This is a genomic window from Proteus sp. TSJ240517, from assembly GCF_047921575.1.
Taxonomy (GTDB): Bacteria; Pseudomonadota; Gammaproteobacteria; order Enterobacterales; family Enterobacteriaceae; genus Proteus.
This window is the reverse complement of the sequence record NZ_JBLRMH010000012.1, coordinates 1-17,697: the sequence shown is the minus strand read 5'-3', so window position 1 is coordinate 17,697 and position 17,697 is coordinate 1. Positions and strand designations below refer to the sequence as shown.

The following is a 17,697-nucleotide window of genomic DNA, read 5'->3' as shown; positions in this document are numbered from 1 at the left end:
TTATTTATCCCTTATGTGTTTTTAGTAATGAGTGGATACTTTGAATATGATTAACAATGGTTTCTTTATCTTGTTTATCAATGGTATCTGCTGTGGCAATCCAGCTTCCTCCACAAGCAACAACTTGTGGAATAGCAAGATAATCACTCACGTTATTTAAACTAATGCCGCCTGTAGGCATAAATTGGACTTGGGCGTAAGGTGACGCTAATGCTTTTAGCATTTTTACACCGCCAGAGGCTTCTGCAGGGAAGAATTTAAGTAAGGTTAAGCCTTTTTCAAGAGCAACTTCGACTTGGCTTGGATTATTAATGCCTGGCACAATATCAATGCCGTTATTAAGGCAGTAATCAACGGTACTTGGGTTATAACCCGGAGAAATAACAAAGCTTGCTCCAGCTTCTTTTGCCATATCAGCTTGTTGTGCGGTTAATACTGTTCCTGCACATAAAATAAGCTCAGGAAAGTGCTCATGCATTAGCTTTATGGCTTTGGCTGCTGCCGGTGTACGAAAGGTAATTTCAGCAACAGGTAGTTGATTTTGGGTTAGAATTTCACCAAGCCAGATTGCATCTTCAGCGCGATTAATTTGGATCACGGGGATCACTTTCAGTGATGAAAGAGTATCAACAATTGACTGTGTCATGGTTATCCTTGATTAGTGTGTAGAATGAATCAGTAATTTCATGAGGAATGATGGCGCCATGGTGTTGAATGACGAGTCCAGCTAAGGTATTTCCCCATAAACAGCAGGTCGATAGGCTTTGATTTTGTAGCCAAGCAGCAATAAAAGCAGCATTAAAAGAGTCACCTGCGGCGGTGGTATCAATAACGGAATCAATGGGTTTGGGAGAAACATAGCCAGCATTTTTGCCATCAGACCAGTAAGCGCCATTAGCACCCAATTTGACAATGACGTTCTGATTACCCCATTGATGAAGGCGTTGTGTAATGTCTTGTTCTGTCAGCGCTGGTTTTTGCCAAAGTATTTGCTCATCATCACCAGTGACTAAAGCAATATCACTAATGCGATACAGCTTTTCAAACCACTCTTGTGCATGAGGTATTGAATCCCATAAACGTGGTCGATAATTAGAATCGACAATGAGCGTCATTCCACGCTGTTTAAGTTGCGCTAATAAGGTGAGTAAAGCGATTTTTCCTTCATGCGTTAAAATAGCAAGAGAAATACCGCTAAGATAAATGACGCTATCATCAGGAAGCGCATCGAAACTGTCTAAAAAACGCTTATCGGTCGCAATATAACGTGCGGCAGCATCATTTCGCCAATAGTGGAAACTGCGCTCACCATGAGCATCAATTTCAATAGCATATAGACCAGGAAGTTTTTCGGGAATAGTAATAACAGATTGGCAGTCTATCCCCTCGTTTTCCCATGCTTTCTGCATTAAGGCACTGTAAGTATCAGTGCCTAGTCCTGTCATATAAAGCGGATGTAATGAAGGCGATAGTCGCGATAAATAGAGTGCGGTATTCAGTGTATCGCCACCAAAACGTTGTTGTTGTGGTAAGAACGGTTGACCACTCAGCTCTATCATACATTCGCCAATAATGGCGACAGTTTTATTGGTTTTCACAGTTTTCCATCACTTTTACAGACACGAATTTTATCTGCAACCACAGCTTTCATTGCGGCTTTGCCTGGTACAAGGTAATGACGAGGATCACTTGCATCAGGGTTATCTAAAAAGTATTGCTTGATAGCGTCAGAGAAAGCAATTTTCAGTTCGGTTGCAACGTTAACTTTGCAAATACCTAAATCAATACAACGGCGTACATCGGCATCAGGAATACCCGATGCACCATGAAGAACTAAAGGAATGTCAGTCTTTTGGCGAATAATGGCTAAACGATCAAAATCGAGATGAGGTTCATGTTTGTACATGCCATGCGCGGTACCAATTGCAACCGCTAATGAATCAATACCCGTTGCTTTGATAAATTGTACTGCTGAATCAGGATCGGTGAAAAGCGCATCTTTAGCATCAACGACTAAGTCGTCTTCTTGCCCACCTAAACGACCTAATTCAGCTTCAACGGTACAATCCCAATGATGGCAGAAATTAACCACTTCTTTAACGATACGAATGTTTTCTTCAAAATGAAAATGAGAGGCATCAATCATGGCAGATCGCACACCAGAAATGACTTTATGACAAATATCAGGAATATCTTCATGGTGATCTAAATGTAGGGCAACAGGGATACGATATTGTTCTGCGGCCTGCTGGCAAATAGAGATCAAATAATCACTACCTGCATAAGCAAACGTGCTTGGTGTACCCGCTAAGATAACAGGTGATGCCATCTCAGCGGCTGTTTCCATCACAACTTGAATGGTTTCCAAGTTATGAATATTAAAAGCAGGCACAGCATAATTTTCACGCTGTGCTTTATTGAGCATATTACGAGTAGAAACCAGATACATGTTTGCCTCTCATCTTTCGTTTAATTACGAATTATAATAAACGAAAGAAATAGAAAGGTAAAAGATCTAAATCACATTTTTATTGCCTTCGCACTGAAAGCAAATGAAAGGTGATTAGAAAAAATGTGCCATTTTAGAGCTATAACTGGTGATCCCTTTGCGTAATAAATTATTTTTCGGTCGTCTTGACTGTCCTATCACGGTTTCAGCGACTTTTTGTGCTAAGGTTTGTTTTTCTAAACGGCGGGTTAATGGTGTTTGCTGAGTTGTATAATCTTCGCAAAAAATGACGTTTACCTCTTGTGTTGCTTTCACTCCAGTCACTAAAGCTTGAATAGCAGGAATTTCGAAACGAAAGTTATCTTTTTCGATAGGTAATGGAAGTGAAGGTGTTTGCCATAAATTGATACGATCAGCACAATAAAGCGCAATAATCACGGCACGTAATGACCAAAAACTACTGGCAGGTCCACTGTAGTTATCAACTAAACGAGGATCGTGAGTAAATAAGCCTTGAGTCGGGGCGCCATTTTTTAATGCCCCTTGAGAAATAAAATAACGTAAACTGCTTTCAAAGGCGCGTTTTGCCTCGCCTACTTTTACTGAAGGACAATGTAAATCGACACCCGCTAATAATGGAGCAGAAACCGCAAGGCGATAGCAGGCACTTCGACCAAAGAAAGGAATACCTTTGGGAGTCATAAAATAAAGGTAATGCTGATTAAAGGTATTAAGTGATTGAGTAATAAATGTTGTATCAAATTGAGGATCAATTTGCGTTAACCAATACAATGAATAGTAAAAGCCCCACGCATTGTAGTAATCATAATTACCTTTTGCTCCATCACGAAACCATCCGTCACCAACATAAAACTCTTTTAATCGTTCATATCGCCAATGGGCAATCGTGTCTTTCCCTGTGAGTGCTTTAATGACAAATTGGACGGTAAGAGGGAAGAAATGCCAGTTATTATCAACAATTTCACAGTGATTAACTTGCTCAAACCAAGTAATAATTTGTTGTTGTGTTGCGGGTGTTAATGTATCCCACACCCATTCACGGCTTATCCAAAGAGTGAGCGCTAAATCAGATGCTTCACAAATTCGTTGATCGTAATCTTCAAGTTTCCCCCAATATCCTTTATGAAGTGGATCAGTGCCATGAATAAAGCTTTGTTTGATCATTAAAGGTAAGTTGAAAGCTTGATGATTTAATCCCATCAATGTACTTTTCTTGCTGCTAACTATCCATGTTGCAAGTAGAGGAAGTACCCTGCTAACACCTTCAAGAGCATCCGTTCTTGCCGTTTGTTGCCCTGGACTTCCGGGATAATAAGCATGAGAGTAACCCCAGACTTGGTAATGATGAAAAGCCTGTGTGACATACTGTGTCAGCATTTCACATAAAGAGAAAAGCGACTGACTTTCATCATTAAAAAAGTCAGTGATCGTTTTATCATAGCGACGATAAGCTGATTTTCTGACTAATCGTCGAATGATATTTTCCTTAAATAAGCGTTGGTAGATTTCTACGTTTGGGTGCTCATAAGGGAGTTTGGGACGTGCTGAAGATGCAATTTCAATAGCCATTTTCGTATCTCAGAAAAAAAGACGCATCCTTGCGAAACAGAACGGAAGTTGAATATTAAGGTTTTGCAGAATCCACTAGTATTTGATAGTGATCTTGTCCCCAAAGAACGGGCTTTGGCTTATCTTTGATCCACTGGTAATACGCATTTTTTAGCTCTGCCACTTTTTGTGGATTTTGTTTAGCAAGATCGATTGATTCAGCAGGATCTTTTTTATCGTTAAAAAGTTGAGGATGATTTTTTCCATCATCATAAAAATAGAGCGCCCATTCACCATCACGTACAGCCCAAGCACCTTTAGAGAGTTTTTCTAAATTAGGATTTGTAGGCGGTGTTTTACGTTGATAGGTTATCCATTGGTGATATCCGTGCCAAAACTCTTGGTTTTCTTCACTATAATGTTTAGTACCAGGGCCGGCCCAATAAAGATAGTTATGCGGGGACTTTGTTGTTTCACCTTTAAGTAAAGGCATGATATTTTTCCCTTCAACGTTTAGATTGTCAGGGATCGCAATACCTGCTGTTTGTAGTGCCGTCGGTAAAATATCAAGTGCGGAGATCATCTCATCACTTTTTGTTCCAGCTGGAATAGTGCCAGGTTGATAAGCAATAAAAGGTACTCTAACGCCACCATTAAACATTTGCCCTTTAAAGCCTCTATCCATCGCATTCATTGGCATTGGTGACTCATTAACAGCACCATTATCCGATAAGAAAAAGATCAGTGTATTTTCTAACTCACCATTTTCTTTTAATTTCGCAATAATTTGACCAATACCTTCATCGGCTGCATTTAATGCAGCAAAGTATTTATCTGCCTCAACATTTCCTGTATCAAATTTCTCCATATATTTAGCAGGAGAAGCTTGTTCTAATGGAATATGGGGAACGCTATATGAAAGATTGATAAAGAAAGGTTTATCTTTATGTTCATCAATAAATTTTAGGGTTTCATCCGTTAAAAGATGAGTGGTGTAACCCGGAGCAGGAACATTGACACCATTACGCCAAAATGCAGGTGAATTCCATAAAGCTACTCCTGATGCGTAATAGCTAAAGTCATAATCGAAACCTCGTTCATGAGGGGCATAACCCGCTTCTGGCGTTGAGATCATATTGTCGTGATAATCACGAGTTTGCTTACTTTCATTAATTTTCGGTTTGCGAATAACTTTTGCGTTATGCCATTTACCAATACTGGCGGTGGCATAGCCATTTTCTTGGAAAAGTGAAGGCAATAGTTTGATATCTTTTGGAATACCTAAAATAGCATCGTCATTACTGTAAGTACCAAAGCTTGCAGGAGAGCGCCCAGTAAAGATACCTGCTCGAGAAGGACCACAAACAGGGTGTGCAACAAATGCATTAGTCATTTTTGCGCCATTTACCGCCATATCGCTGACATTGGGCATGGCAATGCGTGCAGCTTCTACCATTTTGTTGATATCTCCTTCATAACGAGGAGGTGTCGGTCTTTGTGCTAACGCATCCACATCTAAGGTATCTAGCACAAAGTCAAGCTGTCCGGTGCCTAAATCATCCATCACGATCAACAGCACATTCGGTTTTTCAGGTGTTCCACCTGCATTGGCAGATATTGGGGCACTTAAACACGATGTAGCAATGAGCCCAGCGAGTAAGCTTTTTCTAACAGAAGGTAAGGTCACGAATTGTCTCCAGAATAAACAAGATAAAATAAAAATAGGGCTACTTTATGTAGTTTTTTTTCATTGCGGGAAGTGCATCGCTGGCGAGACCTCCTCGTGAAATAGATTGCTGCATTAACTGCATACCTATCGCTGTATGATGAAATATTTGTTTATAGGAACGGCATAGGTAGTTATGACGATGTTTTTCACCTTCAATAGCAATAATGCGATGTTTAGGGCAACCGCCATAACATAAGCTTTGCACTTCACACTGTTTACAAAGGCTGGTTTGTTTATCGTATTTATTTTGACCAAAGCGCTGTTGCTGTTTTGATGTTGCTAAGCGAGCAAGGCTATTTTGATGGATATTGCCTAAATTATTGGCGGGATAAACATAGTGATCACAAGAATAAACATCACCATTTGCCTCAATGATTAACGCCTGACCACAGGTTTTCGATTGAATACATGTTGATGCAGGATATCCCATCCATGTGCCTAATAAGCTATCAAATAAACGAATATATATTTTTCCAATATCGCCTTGGCGTATCCATTCATTAAACACTTCTGTCATAAATTGTCCGTAGCCTTCGGCTGGAACAGAAAATGGGGCCAGTTGTGCATTGGGGCCAGGGGCATAATGTCCGCCATGAGTATGAGGAAAGCGTCTATCGACTTCGACAATGGGAATAAATTGAAAGAATGTTGAACCTAATTCTTTTAAGGCTTGGTAGGTTTCTTTTCCTTTATTCCAATTTTGGTCGTTAACTACTGTGAGTGTATTAAATTCGACGCCATATTCGTTTAGTAGCTTAATTGCACGCTTTACTCGTTCAAAAGTAGGGCTACCATTGACTGAAATACGATATTTATCGTGAACTGCTTCAATACCATCGATGGAAACGCCTAATAGAAAATGGTTATCCGCAAAAAATTGTGCCCATTGGCGATTAATGGCGATTGCATTGGTTTGTACGCTATTTGTAATTGTCTTGCCGTTAGCAAATTGCTTTTGGTATTTAACGACTTGCTCAAAGAAGGCTAATCCAGCAAGTGTTGGTTCTCCTCCTTGCCAAGAAAAATCAACCTGGTCGCCACTGTGTGACTGTATATAGTCTTTAATATAACGACGAAGGACACCATCAGGCATGACGGTATGACCTGTCTCTTTTTCTTCATCTTGAAAAATATTTTCTTTTTCCAGATAAAAGCAGTATTCACACTTAATATTACAGTGGTAGCTTGTGGGTTTTGCCATCATATGAAAATAAGCAGGTTGATTTAATGCCATTCGTCATTTCCTGAGTTTCTTTTTTATCCTGTTACATTACGTAAAATTTATCAAAACAAAAGAGATTAAAATCACAAATACGAAATATCGAAAGTAAATGAAAGTTAATTTCGAAAGATGAGAACTTAAATTTTCGATTAAAATACTTTCGATTCGATACTATTTCATGTTTTATTGACTATTTGAGCTATTTATTTTGATTTGTTTTTCGAAAAGAAATGCATGACATGGAGTTTAAGGCTGTTTATTGTGTGTTTGTGTGATATTAAATCTATATTATTGTGTTTTATCTAGCTATATATGGTGTGATCATAAGTATAGCGTTGCGTTATATCATTTTATTTATTGGAAACTGGCGGCCTCAAGGCTATTATTGAAGCTACACGAAAATAATCGTAAGTAATCGATGATGATTCGAAACTTTGTGAAAGAGATCAAAAGTTTTGTTTTTTTGCATTGTCGGTAAAAATTGGCGTAGTAAACTACATTCGAAACCAATCGAAAGAAAGTCTTTTGGTTTCGTAAGGAGACGAAAGTGAAAGCGGCAGTTGAGAGGCGTATGGAAATCCTCGATATGGTAAACCAACAAGGTAAAGCCAGAGTCGAAGATCTCGCTGAATTATTTAAAGTCTCAAGTGTCACTATCCGCAGCGATCTAAGTTTTCTTGAGAAAAATGGTTATATCGTTCGCTCTCATGGTGCAGCAATTCCTAATACGGGATTTATTGCCGAATTGAGTATCCACGAAAAACGTGGGCAAAACGCGGGCATTAAAACATTAATCGGGAAAGCTGCCGCAACGCTGATAAAGGATGGAGACACCGTCATTCTTGACTCGGGGACAACTACTCGCGAAATCGCGACACATTTAAAGTCGCGCGAAAATGTAGTGGTCATGACTAACGGTCTGGATGTCGCAATGGAGTTAGCAAATACCTCAGGTGTGGAAGTATTAATGACCGGTGGTGTATTGCGAAAAAGTGCGTTGTCTTTTTCAGGCTCACAAGCTGAAAATAGCCTTAGAAATTATCGATTTGATAAGGTATTTCTAGGTGTTGACGGATTCGATTTACGTGTTGGTATCACCACACACAATGAACAGGAAGCCAGTCTTAACCGTTTAATGTGTGATATCTCAGAAACGATTATTGCGGTTGCAGATTCTACGAAATTCAGTAAACGCAGCTGTCATATGATCAGAGAGTTTGGTGATATTGATATATTAGTGACCGACTCAGGTATCCCTGAAGAGTATATTCAGGAACTGAAAGAGCACAAAATCGAAGTGATTATCGTCGACGATAAGGCATCGTAATTTGCTAACTCCATTAGCAACACCGCCGGTGTTGATTATGGAGTTAGTATTTAATGCATCCTTTAGAAAAGATTGTTCAGCAACATAAATCAGGCAAACAGAATGGTATTTATTCTGTTTGTTCTGCCCATCCTTTAGTAATAGAAGCAGCTCTATTACAAGCGCTGGATAATGATTCCTTTCTGCTAATTGAAGCCACCTCTAATCAGGTTGATCAGTTTGGTGGTTATACGGGAATGACCCCCGCTGATTTTTACCAATACGTCATTGAACAGGCTGAAAAAGTAGGTTTTCCTATCGAGAAACTTATTCTTGGTGGTGATCATTTAGGGCCTAATCGTTGGCAACATCTTAATGCCAAAGAAGCGATGGCAAATGCAGACGTGTTGATTGCACATTATGTTGCCGCAGGTTTCAAAAAAATCCATCTTGATTGCAGTATGTCTTGTGCTGATGATCCTATCCCGTTAACAGACGAAATTGTGGCCTCTCGCGCAGCACGTCTTGCGGTGATTGCAGAAAATACCGCAAAAGAAACATTTGGTTCTAGTGACATTGTTTATGTTGTTGGTACAGAAGTGCCCGTTCCAGGTGGTGCTGCCGAAGAACTTGATACCGTTGAAGTAACTTCACCAGACGCAGCGCGTAAAACATTAGAGTGTCACCGCCAAGCTTTTCAAAAGGCGGGCGTTTCTGACTGTTGGGAGCGCGTGATTGGTTTAGTGGTTCAACCTGGTGTTGAGTTTGATCACACTGGCATCATTGATTACCAGCCTGAAAAAGCACAGGCATTAAGCCAAGTGGTGAACGATTATTCTCACATTGTTTTTGAAGCACACTCTACGGACTACCAAACCAAAGAGGCTTATAAACAATTAGTTCATGACCATTTTGCCATTTTAAAAGTTGGGCCTGCCTTAACCTTTGCTATGCGTGAAGGTTTATACGCACTCTGCTCGATTGAAGAAACATTATTCCCTCAAGATCAGTGCTCTAAATTGCGTGAAAAAATGGAACAACTGATGTGCCGTGAGCCAGGGTTTTGGCAAAAATACTATCATGGTGATGAACGTCAACAAGCCTTTGCTCGAGTCTATAGTTTTAGTGATCGCATTCGTTATTACTGGCCTGATGCTGAAATTAATGCCGCCATCGACACACTGATGGATAACTTATCCGTTAAACCAATTCCATTGCCGTTATTGAGCCAATATCTGCCTTATCAATTTACCCAATTTAGAGAAGGCATGATTGACGGATCACCTGAATCTTTTGTTATTGCGAAAATACGTGATGTGTTATCGGTTTATGCCGATGCGTGCTATGTCCATTAATTGAGGGAAACCATGGAATATTTAAGTTATCAGACCGCTCAATTAGAGCAACTGAATGCATTTTGGACTGCGAAAGAAATTGAGCAACAACCAGAATGTTGGAAAAAAACATGGCTATCAGTGAAAGAAAATCGTACTGAGATCCAAGCCTTTTTAGATAAAGCGCTCTCACTGCCTTATGCGCGAATTATCTTAACCGGTGCGGGTACGTCTGCTTTTGCTGGAAAAGCGTTAGCACCCATTTTAAGTGGTCATACAAAACGTCGAGTAGATGCAATTGCAACCACTGATTTAGTGGCTGATCCACAAGAATATTTAGCGGAAGACATTCCAACATTACTAATCTCTTTTGCACGTTCAGGTAATAGCCCTGAAAGTGTGGCGGCGTTAGATGTTGCGACTGAATGCCTATCACAATGTTATCACTTAGTACTGACGTGTAATCCAAATGGCAAACTTTATGAGTATTGTCAAAACAACCGCAGTGCATTGGCATTATTGATGCCAGAAGAATCAAACGACCGCTCTTTAGCGATGACCTCTAGCTTTTCATCCATGATGATGGCGGCTGTGACCATCTTTTTAGGTGATAACGTTTTTAGTGACTCAATCGCGCCATTTTTTAGTGATTATAAAGCGCAGTTTGATAAAGCGAATCAAATTATCCGCGAAAAATACGCTGGTAAATTTAAACGAGTTATTTACTTAGGAAGTGGCGGATTACAAGGATTAGCACAAGAAGCTGCTTTAAAAATGTTAGAGCTAACTGCAGGTAAAGTGGTTGCTAGTTTTGATACTCCATTAGGCTTTCGACATGGCCCTAAGTCTATCGTAAATAAAGAAACTTTAGTGGTGATGTTTTTCTCTAATGATCCTTACACTCGTCAATATGAGACTGACTTATTACGAGAGGTTATTCACGATAATGCATCAGGTAAGGTGATCGCGATCACCGCACGAAATGATAATACTTTCTCAAAAGAGAGTTTTGTTTATATTCCTGCGCTAGAGAACTGTTCAGATGTGGCGCTATTGTTCCCATACTTGATGTTGGCGCAATCATTCGCATTTCACAGTTCCATTGCACTAGGGAATACGCCTGATAACCCGTCTCCGACAGGAGAAATCAACCGTGTTGTACAAGGCGTCACAATTTATCCGTTCTCACTTAAAACAGAAGACACACAGTCTGCTTTAAATTAATAAAATATAATAAGAGAGCTAATCATGAACACACCGAATATTGTCTGGACCCGCATTGATGAACGTTTACTCCATGGTCAAATCCGCATTACATGGGGTAAACATACGGAAGCAAACCTGATTTTAGTGGCTAATGATGACGCAGCAGAAGGCCCCAATGCCGCATTTATGCAAGCTGGAATGAAGGCATCAGCTGGTGGTGAATATGCTGTTCGCTTCTTCTCTATTCAAAAAACCATTGATGTTATTAGTAAAGCATCACCTCGTCAGAAAATTTTTGTTTTGTGTAATAACCCGACAGATGTTGCCCGTTTAGTGGAAGGGGGCGTGCCTATTACTCATTGTAATGTTGGCAATATGCATTTTCATGAAGGGAAACGCCAAATTGCGAAAACCGTGTCAGTCAATGAAACAGACATTGATGCGTTTAAAAGGCTCGTTGCAAATGGTGTGACTTGCACAATTCAAAACACTCCCGATCAGACACCTGTTGATGTGTTAGCACTCGCATCAGCCTGATAATTTCCTGAGCAAAAAACCTGCATTAGCAGGTTTGAGGATTATTTATGATTTTTGAAGCTTCTTTAGTGGCTTTATGGGCCTTCTTTTGCGGTATAGATAAGTATGACGTTGCATTAAATATTCACAGACCATTAATCACAGGGCCTGTTGTGGGTCTGATTATGGGGGATATGCAGGTTGGATTGATTGCGGGTGCAACGTTAGAACTCGCATGGTTAGGACTAGTTCCCAATGCGGGTGCTCAGCCACCTGATGTGACATTAGGGACAATCGCTGCGGTTGCTTTTGCGGTAATGACAAAACAATCACCAGAAGTTGCGATGGGAATTGGGATGCCTATTGCTGTGTTAATGCAAATGCTCGTGATTGGTTTCTTTGCTGTAACCGCTTTCACCATGGGAAAAGCTGATAGATATGCAGAAAGAGCCGATGCAGCGGGTATTTCACGGCTACTGATCATCACGATTACGGTGCGTTCATTACTCTATGCTTTGGTTGCTTTTGTTACGGTTTATTTCGGTGAACATGCTGCTCAATGGATTGATGAAAATACACCAAAAGTCTTGCTAGAAGGCTTAGGTATTGGCGCGAAAATGGTTCCTGCAATTGGTTTCGCCATGTTGCTAAAAATCATGTGGTCAAAAGAAGTGGCAGGTGTGTTCTTTATTGGCTTCGTGATGACGACTTATCTGAAACTTCCAATTATGGCGGTCGCTATTTTAGGCGCGTCAGCCGCAGCACTTTACTTCTTCTTTAGTGGTAATAACAAAAATTCAAGTCAGCAGAATGAGGATTTCGAAGATGGTATCTGATAACAGCACCGCATTGAAAACGCAGGATAAACCAGAAACGGGTTCTTTGATTGATGGCATTGATGAATACCAAGATACCACTGTCAGAAAAGTTATCACTAAGGGCGATCTCTGGAAGTGTGCGTTCCGTGGCTTGTTTATGGAAGGTAACTTCAACTTTGAACGTATGCAAGGTGGTGGGTTTGCGTTCTCAATTATTCCAGCATTGAAAAAAATTCACGGAAATAACAAACGTGACTATGCAACATCATTAAAAAACCATCTACAGTTTTTTAATGCAAGTCCAAAGCTGTTTACCTTCCTATTAGGAACAGCCGTTGCAATGGAAGAAAACAAAGAGAAACCTTCTACTGTTAACGTGATGAAAGTTGCAGGCATGGGGCCAACTGGGGGCATTGGTGACGCTATTGACCATATGACCTTAATGCCACTGACATTAGCATTAGGTGCTTCCATTGCAATGGAAGGATCAATTGCAGGGCCTTTTGTTTTCTTCTTTTTATACCAAATTGTGCACTTTTTAGTGTATTTCGGGCTGATGTTCATGGGCTATCGCGCAGGTACGGCGGCGATGGTCAATATGAGTGATGCCACTGAAAAACTGGCTAAAGCCGCCAATATTATGGGGATCTTTGTCATTGGTGCGCTCTCCGCGACCTTTATCAAGGTGCAAACCACCGCCTCGCTAGAGCTGGGAGGGAAGGTGGTTGAATTACAAACCGCGCTCTTTGACAAAATTATGCCGAATTTACTGCCTCTGTGCTTAGTTTTCCTGATGTACAAAATGGTTAAAAGCACCGGTTTTTGGGGTAAACCTCCGGTATTGATTTTCTCAACTTTAGCCTTTGGCGTTATCGGTCACGTATTAGGATTCTTATAACAGAGAGCCTTTTTCACCGCCGTTATTGTCAGTCGAAATACATTATTAACTTGCTATAAACGGGCAGGAGAGCCTTCTGCTGCCCGCAAGGAGTCACTCATGATAGGTCTTATTGTTTCAGGACATCTTAATTTTGCCTCAGGCATGGCTTCTGCTGTAAAGGCTATTGCAGGCGAACAAGAAGATATCGCGTTTATCGATTTTGTTGAGTCAATCTCTCCTGATGAGCTTGAAGAAAAAATGCGTGAAGCGATCGACTCAATGTCATGCCAGCAATATCTCTTTTTAACCGATTTACCCGGTGGAACCCCTTGTAATCGTGCCATGGCAATTATGATGCAAAATCCCGCAGTTGAAGTGTTAGCTGGGGTCAATTTACCCATGATTGTGAATGCAGCTTTTGAACGAGAAGGATGTTCAACCTCAGAACTAGTGCAAACGCTACGAGAAATTGGTCAAGACAGTATTCAAGATATTCGCGAGCAATTGGCTCAAATAGACAGTAATGATGCTGATGAAGAAGACGGCTTATGAGTCAGCAATATGCCATTTTAGCCGATAGAACCTTTACGCCAGAAGGTATTCGCTATCTCTGTTATGTCCGTGTTAAGGGTGAAAATATTGAATCAATCACCACAGAGGCACCGACAGATTGCCCTATTATTCGCCTAAAAGGGAAATCGTTATTACCTGGTTTTGTGGATATTCATATTCATGGCCGTGAAGGGGCGGATGTAATGGATGCTACTCAACAAGGGTTACAAACCATTGCGGATGCGCTTGTTAAAACGGGCGTCGTTGCATGGGTGGGTACAACCGTTACCGCGCCTATGGAGGATATTCGTGACGCGTTATCACAAGTGCGTGAGTTCTTATCAACGCCACAAACTTCGGGTGCATTGTTACTTGGGAGCTTTTTAGAAGGACCTTATTTTACAGAGCGTCATCGAGGCTCTCACCCTGTTAAATATCTCAAAGCGCCGACAATTTCAGAGCTAGAAACATTACTCGAAAGTGCGGGAGATACGCTATTGCGTGTCGCTGTTGCACCTGAAGCACAAGGCTCTATGGAGGCGATTGATTGGTTGGTCAAGCGAGGTATTAAGCCAAGTGTGGCGCATACCGCGGCAACTTATGAGCAAACTTCAGATGCATTTTTGCATGGTGCTGATTGTGGCGTGCATTTATATAACGGTATGACAGGGCTTCACCATCGTGAGCCTGGATGTTGTGGTGCAGTGTTGTATCACAATGTTTTAGCTGAACTTATTGCTGATGGCATTCATGTTCATCCTGTCATGATGCAATTGGCGTATCGCATGAAAGGATATCAGCAGCTTGCCTTAATTACTGATTGTATGCGTGCGGGTGGTTTACCTGATGGTGATTACACACTGGGCGCACAAACGGTCAGTGTGACTCAAGGTCAGGCAAAAACCGCAGATGGCTCTTTGGCGGGAAGCACTTGTAGCCTAGATAGTGCATTGCGAAATATGGTGCAACTAGCGCATGTGCCCGAATGGGAAGCGGTACAAATGGCGAGTGCAATTCCTGCCGAATATCTCGGTATCAGCGATCAATTGGGTTATATCAAAGCGGGTCGACAAGCCAGCTTTGCTGTGGTGGATGAGTGTTTTCATCTCACCGATACATTCATCAGAGGAAATCATATTTACTCTGTATCCGGGGAAAATGTATAGCCTTTTGGCTTATGCTCCCATCAGTAAAAATGAGGTATTTATAATGGAAATTCGTCAGCCAATTCATAGTGAACACGCTAAAAGGCTTGATACAGAAGGGCTTCGTAAGGAGTTCCTGATTGAGAACCTATTCTGTGAAGGGGAAATGAATCTCACTTATAGCCATATAGATCGTATTATTGTTGGCGGTATTGTTCCTACAACACAACCTTTAGCATTAATGGCAGGTAAAGCATTAGGCGTTGATTTCTTTTTGGAAAGACGTGAATTAGGTGCCATTAATATTGGTGGCGCAGGTAAAGTGATTGTTGATGGAGAAGTGTTTGAGATTGGCCCTCGTGAAGCCATTTATATCGGAATGGGCGCAAAATCTGTTGAATTCACCAGTGATTCTGTAGAAACGCCAGCGCGTTTTTATATGAACTGCGCACCTGCTCATCATACTTATCCAACGCGTAAAATTACGCAACAACAAGCTTCGCCAGAAAAAATTGGTAATGTAGAAAACTGTAACGTTCGTACTATCTATAAATTCTTACACCCTTCAGTGTTACCAACGTGTCAATTATCAATGGGCATGACCGTTCTTGAGCCTGGTAGTTTATGGAACACCATGCCATGTCATACCCATGAACGCCGTATGGAAGTGTATCTCTATTTTGATATGAAAGATGACAATGTCGTTTTCCATTATATGGGAGAGCCAACCGAAACCCGTCATTTAGTGGTTCGTAATGAACAAGCGGTGATAAGCCCTAGTTGGTCAATCCATTCAGGTGTGGGGTCTGCGTCCTATACCTTTATTTGGGGAATGGTCGGTGAAAATCAGGTATTCCACGATATGGATCACGTTGCAATGAAAGATCTGAAATAACCACGAATAGTCACATTTTTTCTTACCCTACAGATAAAAAAGGTGTGGCTATAAGGCCACATCTGAGAGGTTACTGATATGAATTTATTTGATTTAAGTGGCAAGGTTGCCATTGTCACAGGTTGTAATACAGGGCTAGGGCAAGGTATGGCCGTTGGTTTAGCGCAAGCTGGGGCTGATATTGTGGGTGTCGGTATTCAAGATGCACCCGAAACGCGTCAGCAAGTCGAAGCATTGGGTCGTCGTTTTCATTACATTACACAAAATTTAATGAAACAAGATGGATTACAAGCTGTGGTAGATGAAGCGGTTTCAGTTATGGGCCGTCTTGATATTCTGGTCAATAATGCAGGCATTATTCGTCGAGAAGATCTTTTGGAGTTTAGTGAAAAAGATTGGGATGATGTTATTGATATTAACCAGAAAACACTGTTTTTCTTATCACAAAAAGTTGCCCGCCAATTTGTGAAACAAGGAGAGGGTGGCAAGATAATTAACATTGCCTCTATGCTCTCTTATCAAGGTGGTATTCGTGTACCTTCTTACACAGCAAGTAAATCTGCGGTGATGGGATTAACTCGTGCATTAGCGACCGAGTTATCTCAATACAACATCAACGTTAATGCGATTGCTCCGGGCTATATGGCAACAGATAATACGGCTGCTTTACGTGCTGATGATGCACGTAATGCAGCTATTTTAGAACGTATTCCTGCAGGACGTTGGGGAACCCCAGAAGACGTTGCAGGTCCTGCGATTTTCTTAGCTTCTAAAGCCAGTGATTATGTTAATGGATACACAATTGCGGTTGATGGTGGTTGGTTAGCTCGTTAAATTCATGGAGAAATAGGATGGAACACGCTAATACAGAGGCTTTGCAAAAAGGTATCGTATTGCAAAATATGAAGCGAGTGTATCGTTACCAATCGGCTAATCAAGTTCGCAGTGTTCGCCGCCGTAGTGGTAAAACTCGTTTTATAAAGGATACGGATTGGGAACGCGGTGTTTTATGGAGTTGCGTAAGTGCTGCATGGCAGGCAACGCAAGACGAAGAGTATCTTAATGGTGTGTTAAATTACACGTTGCATACAGGATTTCGAACAGGACCAAATGCACGTTTTGCGGATGATCATGTCTGTGCTCAAGCTTATCTCGCCATAAGTCCGCTGTTTGAGCAACTTGAAGTGATTGAGCCAACCATTAAAGCATTCGACATTATGCTTAATGATCCTAAGCCGGGTCGTGAAGATTGGTGGTGGTGCGATGCGCTCTTTATGGCCCCTCCAGGGTTTGCTGCATTATCAGAAATAACGGGTGAGCGACGTTATTTAGATTATATGCACACAGCTTATTGGGATGCGATTGAGCATTTACGTGATCCTGAAACAGGGCTTATTTTCCGTGATCATCGCTATATCCCTGATGGTCACGGAAATGAAATGCGTGAAGCTAACGGTGAAAAAGTATTTTGGAGCCGTGGTATTGGCTGGGTTTTAGCTTCAGTTCCTCGTATTCTTCAATATATGCCTGATGATTATCATGGTCGTGAACGCTATATTGTACTGTTTAAAGAATTAGCGACATCCATTCTAGATTATCAACATGAAGATGGTTTTTGGCGAACCAGTTTATTAGATCCTGATAATTTCCCTGCGCCTGAAAGTTCAGCAACAGCGCTATTTTGTTATGGGCTAGCATGGGGAATTAATCAGGGAGTATTAGAGAAAGAAGTCTATTTTCCTGCATTAAATAGAGCATGGGCGGCATTACAAACCTGTATTCATGACAATGGCATGATAGGCTGGGTTCAACTTCCGGCATTTAACCCTCGTGAAGTGAAGTTTGAACATAATATGGATTATGGTGCTGGTGCTTATTTATTAGCAGGGAGTGAAGTGTTAAAACTTTCGTGAAATAGCTAGACCCTTGATATTGACGCTTCGTTTTTTTACACGCTCTATTATGCCTTCCGTGTAATATTTTCCTTATTAGGATGCCGACCAAAAATAGGGGTCGGCTTTTTTTATATTTAATTTAATAAAATAAGAGGTAACAGTAATTTGTTACCTCTTATTG

17 protein-coding genes are annotated in these 17,697 nt (G+C 41.0%); 11 read left to right on the top strand and 6 right to left on the bottom strand.

The features are described 5' to 3' along the window. Positions 1 to 4: 4 nt before the first annotated feature. The 6 genes from ACNARN_RS17445 to ACNARN_RS17420 all read right to left on the bottom strand — a co-directional run bounded on the left by ACNARN_RS17445 (position 5) and on the right by ACNARN_RS17420 (position 6,981). Positions 5 to 646: a bifunctional 4-hydroxy-2-oxoglutarate aldolase/2-dehydro-3-deoxy-phosphogluconate aldolase gene (locus tag ACNARN_RS17445; RefSeq protein ID WP_198620895.1), complete on the bottom strand. Its 642-nt coding sequence runs from the start codon at positions 644 to 646 to the stop codon at positions 5 to 7. After that, a complete protein-coding gene (locus tag ACNARN_RS17440; protein ID WP_198630339.1) occupies positions 627 to 1,598 on the bottom strand; it encodes a sugar kinase in 972 nt (323 codons plus the stop codon). The genes ACNARN_RS17445 and ACNARN_RS17440 overlap by 20 nt, the downstream gene beginning before the upstream one ends. Then, complete coding sequence (locus ACNARN_RS17435) at positions 1,595 to 2,449, bottom strand: tagatose bisphosphate family class II aldolase (RefSeq protein ID WP_198625879.1); 855 nt, start codon at positions 2,447 to 2,449, stop codon at positions 1,595 to 1,597. Before ACNARN_RS17435 ends, ACNARN_RS17440 begins: the two co-directional genes overlap by 4 nt. A 114-nt stretch (positions 2,450 to 2,563) precedes the next feature. Beyond that, positions 2,564 to 4,039, bottom strand: coding sequence for a DUF2264 domain-containing protein (locus ACNARN_RS17430; RefSeq protein ID WP_198620897.1), 1,476 nt, complete (start codon positions 4,037 to 4,039; stop codon positions 2,564 to 2,566). 55 nt (positions 4,040 to 4,094) lie between these two features. Beyond that, positions 4,095 to 5,705, bottom strand: coding sequence for a sulfatase (locus ACNARN_RS17425; RefSeq protein ID WP_416304771.1), 1,611 nt, complete (start codon positions 5,703 to 5,705; stop codon positions 4,095 to 4,097). 40 nt (positions 5,706 to 5,745) lie between these two features. After that, on the bottom strand, positions 5,746 to 6,981 hold the full coding sequence (locus tag ACNARN_RS17420; protein WP_198620899.1) for an anaerobic sulfatase maturase: 1,236 nt from the start codon (positions 6,979 to 6,981) through the stop codon (positions 5,746 to 5,748). Between the two features lie 535 nt (positions 6,982 to 7,516). Here ACNARN_RS17420 and agaR point away from each other — a divergent pair. From agaR to ACNARN_RS17365, 11 genes are all read left to right on the top strand, one after another. Then, positions 7,517 to 8,296: a transcriptional repressor AgaR gene (gene agaR, locus ACNARN_RS17415; protein ID WP_075673686.1), complete on the top strand. Its 780-nt coding sequence runs from the start codon at positions 7,517 to 7,519 to the stop codon at positions 8,294 to 8,296. Between the two features lie 53 nt (positions 8,297 to 8,349). Beyond that, positions 8,350 to 9,630 (top strand): tagatose-bisphosphate aldolase subunit KbaZ, encoded by a 1,281-nt coding sequence (kbaZ, locus tag ACNARN_RS17410; RefSeq protein ID WP_109371246.1) that lies wholly within the window; start codon positions 8,350 to 8,352, stop codon positions 9,628 to 9,630. Between the two features lie 12 nt (positions 9,631 to 9,642). Then, positions 9,643 to 10,833 (top strand): SIS domain-containing protein, encoded by a 1,191-nt coding sequence (locus ACNARN_RS17405; RefSeq protein ID WP_160230601.1) that lies wholly within the window; start codon positions 9,643 to 9,645, stop codon positions 10,831 to 10,833. A 24-nt stretch (positions 10,834 to 10,857) separates the two neighbouring features. Beyond that, positions 10,858 to 11,352, top strand: coding sequence for a PTS N-acetylgalactosamine transporter subunit IIB (gene agaV / locus ACNARN_RS17400; protein WP_109371242.1), 495 nt, complete (start codon positions 10,858 to 10,860; stop codon positions 11,350 to 11,352). A gap of 47 nt (positions 11,353 to 11,399) precedes the next feature. Further along, positions 11,400 to 12,167: a PTS N-acetylgalactosamine transporter subunit IIC gene (gene agaW / locus ACNARN_RS17395; protein WP_099074752.1), complete on the top strand. Its 768-nt coding sequence runs from the start codon at positions 11,400 to 11,402 to the stop codon at positions 12,165 to 12,167. Next, positions 12,157 to 13,047 carry a PTS system mannose/fructose/sorbose family transporter subunit IID gene (locus tag ACNARN_RS17390; RefSeq protein ID WP_109371240.1) on the top strand — a complete coding sequence of 297 codons (891 nt, stop codon included), beginning with the start codon at positions 12,157 to 12,159 and terminating at the stop codon, positions 13,045 to 13,047. Before agaW ends, ACNARN_RS17390 begins: the two co-directional genes overlap by 11 nt. A 99-nt stretch (positions 13,048 to 13,146) precedes the next feature. Further along, the gene (gene agaF / locus ACNARN_RS17385; protein ID WP_109371238.1) at positions 13,147 to 13,581 is read left to right on the top strand and encodes a PTS galactosamine/N-acetylgalactosamine transporter subunit IIA; all 435 of its coding nucleotides are present in this window, start codon (positions 13,147 to 13,149) and stop codon (positions 13,579 to 13,581) included. Further along, a complete protein-coding gene (gene nagA, locus ACNARN_RS17380; protein ID WP_416304770.1) occupies positions 13,578 to 14,747 on the top strand; it encodes an N-acetylglucosamine-6-phosphate deacetylase in 1,170 nt (389 codons plus the stop codon). The genes agaF and nagA overlap by 4 nt, the downstream gene beginning before the upstream one ends. A gap of 43 nt (positions 14,748 to 14,790) precedes the next feature. After that, complete coding sequence (gene kduI / locus ACNARN_RS17375) at positions 14,791 to 15,621, top strand: 5-dehydro-4-deoxy-D-glucuronate isomerase (protein ID WP_109371234.1); 831 nt, start codon at positions 14,791 to 14,793, stop codon at positions 15,619 to 15,621. Between the two features lie 78 nt (positions 15,622 to 15,699). Then, positions 15,700 to 16,455: a 2-dehydro-3-deoxy-D-gluconate 5-dehydrogenase KduD gene (kduD, locus tag ACNARN_RS17370; RefSeq protein ID WP_109371232.1), complete on the top strand. Its 756-nt coding sequence runs from the start codon at positions 15,700 to 15,702 to the stop codon at positions 16,453 to 16,455. Between the two features lie 17 nt (positions 16,456 to 16,472). Then, positions 16,473 to 17,534, top strand: coding sequence for a glycoside hydrolase family 88/105 protein (locus ACNARN_RS17365; RefSeq protein ID WP_198620901.1), 1,062 nt, complete (start codon positions 16,473 to 16,475; stop codon positions 17,532 to 17,534). The last annotated feature ends 163 nt before the right edge of the window (positions 17,535 to 17,697 follow it).

Coding starts and splice junctions, on each gene's coding strand:
- kduI (WP_109371234.1), top strand. CDS start 14,791: ATGGAAATTCGTCAGCCAATTCATAGTGAACACGCTAAAAGGCTTGAT.
- ACNARN_RS17365 (WP_198620901.1), top strand. CDS start 16,473: ATGGAACACGCTAATACAGAGGCTTTGCAAAAAGGTATCGTATTGCAA.
- ACNARN_RS17435 (WP_198625879.1), bottom strand. CDS start 2,449: ATGTATCTGGTTTCTACTCGTAATATGCTCAATAAAGCACAGCGTGAA.
- agaV (WP_109371242.1), top strand. CDS start 10,858: ATGAACACACCGAATATTGTCTGGACCCGCATTGATGAACGTTTACTC.
- ACNARN_RS17445 (WP_198620895.1), bottom strand. CDS start 646: ATGACACAGTCAATTGTTGATACTCTTTCATCACTGAAAGTGATCCCC.
- ACNARN_RS17390 (WP_109371240.1), top strand. CDS start 12,157: ATGGTATCTGATAACAGCACCGCATTGAAAACGCAGGATAAACCAGAA.
- agaW (WP_099074752.1), top strand. CDS start 11,400: ATGATTTTTGAAGCTTCTTTAGTGGCTTTATGGGCCTTCTTTTGCGGT.
- ACNARN_RS17405 (WP_160230601.1), top strand. CDS start 9,643: ATGGAATATTTAAGTTATCAGACCGCTCAATTAGAGCAACTGAATGCA.
- ACNARN_RS17430 (WP_198620897.1), bottom strand. CDS start 4,039: ATGGCTATTGAAATTGCATCTTCAGCACGTCCCAAACTCCCTTATGAG.
- kduD (WP_109371232.1), top strand. CDS start 15,700: ATGAATTTATTTGATTTAAGTGGCAAGGTTGCCATTGTCACAGGTTGT.
- kbaZ (WP_109371246.1), top strand. CDS start 8,350: ATGCATCCTTTAGAAAAGATTGTTCAGCAACATAAATCAGGCAAACAG.
- nagA (WP_416304770.1), top strand. CDS start 13,578: ATGAGTCAGCAATATGCCATTTTAGCCGATAGAACCTTTACGCCAGAA.
- agaF (WP_109371238.1), top strand. CDS start 13,147: ATGATAGGTCTTATTGTTTCAGGACATCTTAATTTTGCCTCAGGCATG.
- ACNARN_RS17420 (WP_198620899.1), bottom strand. CDS start 6,981: ATGGCATTAAATCAACCTGCTTATTTTCATATGATGGCAAAACCCACA.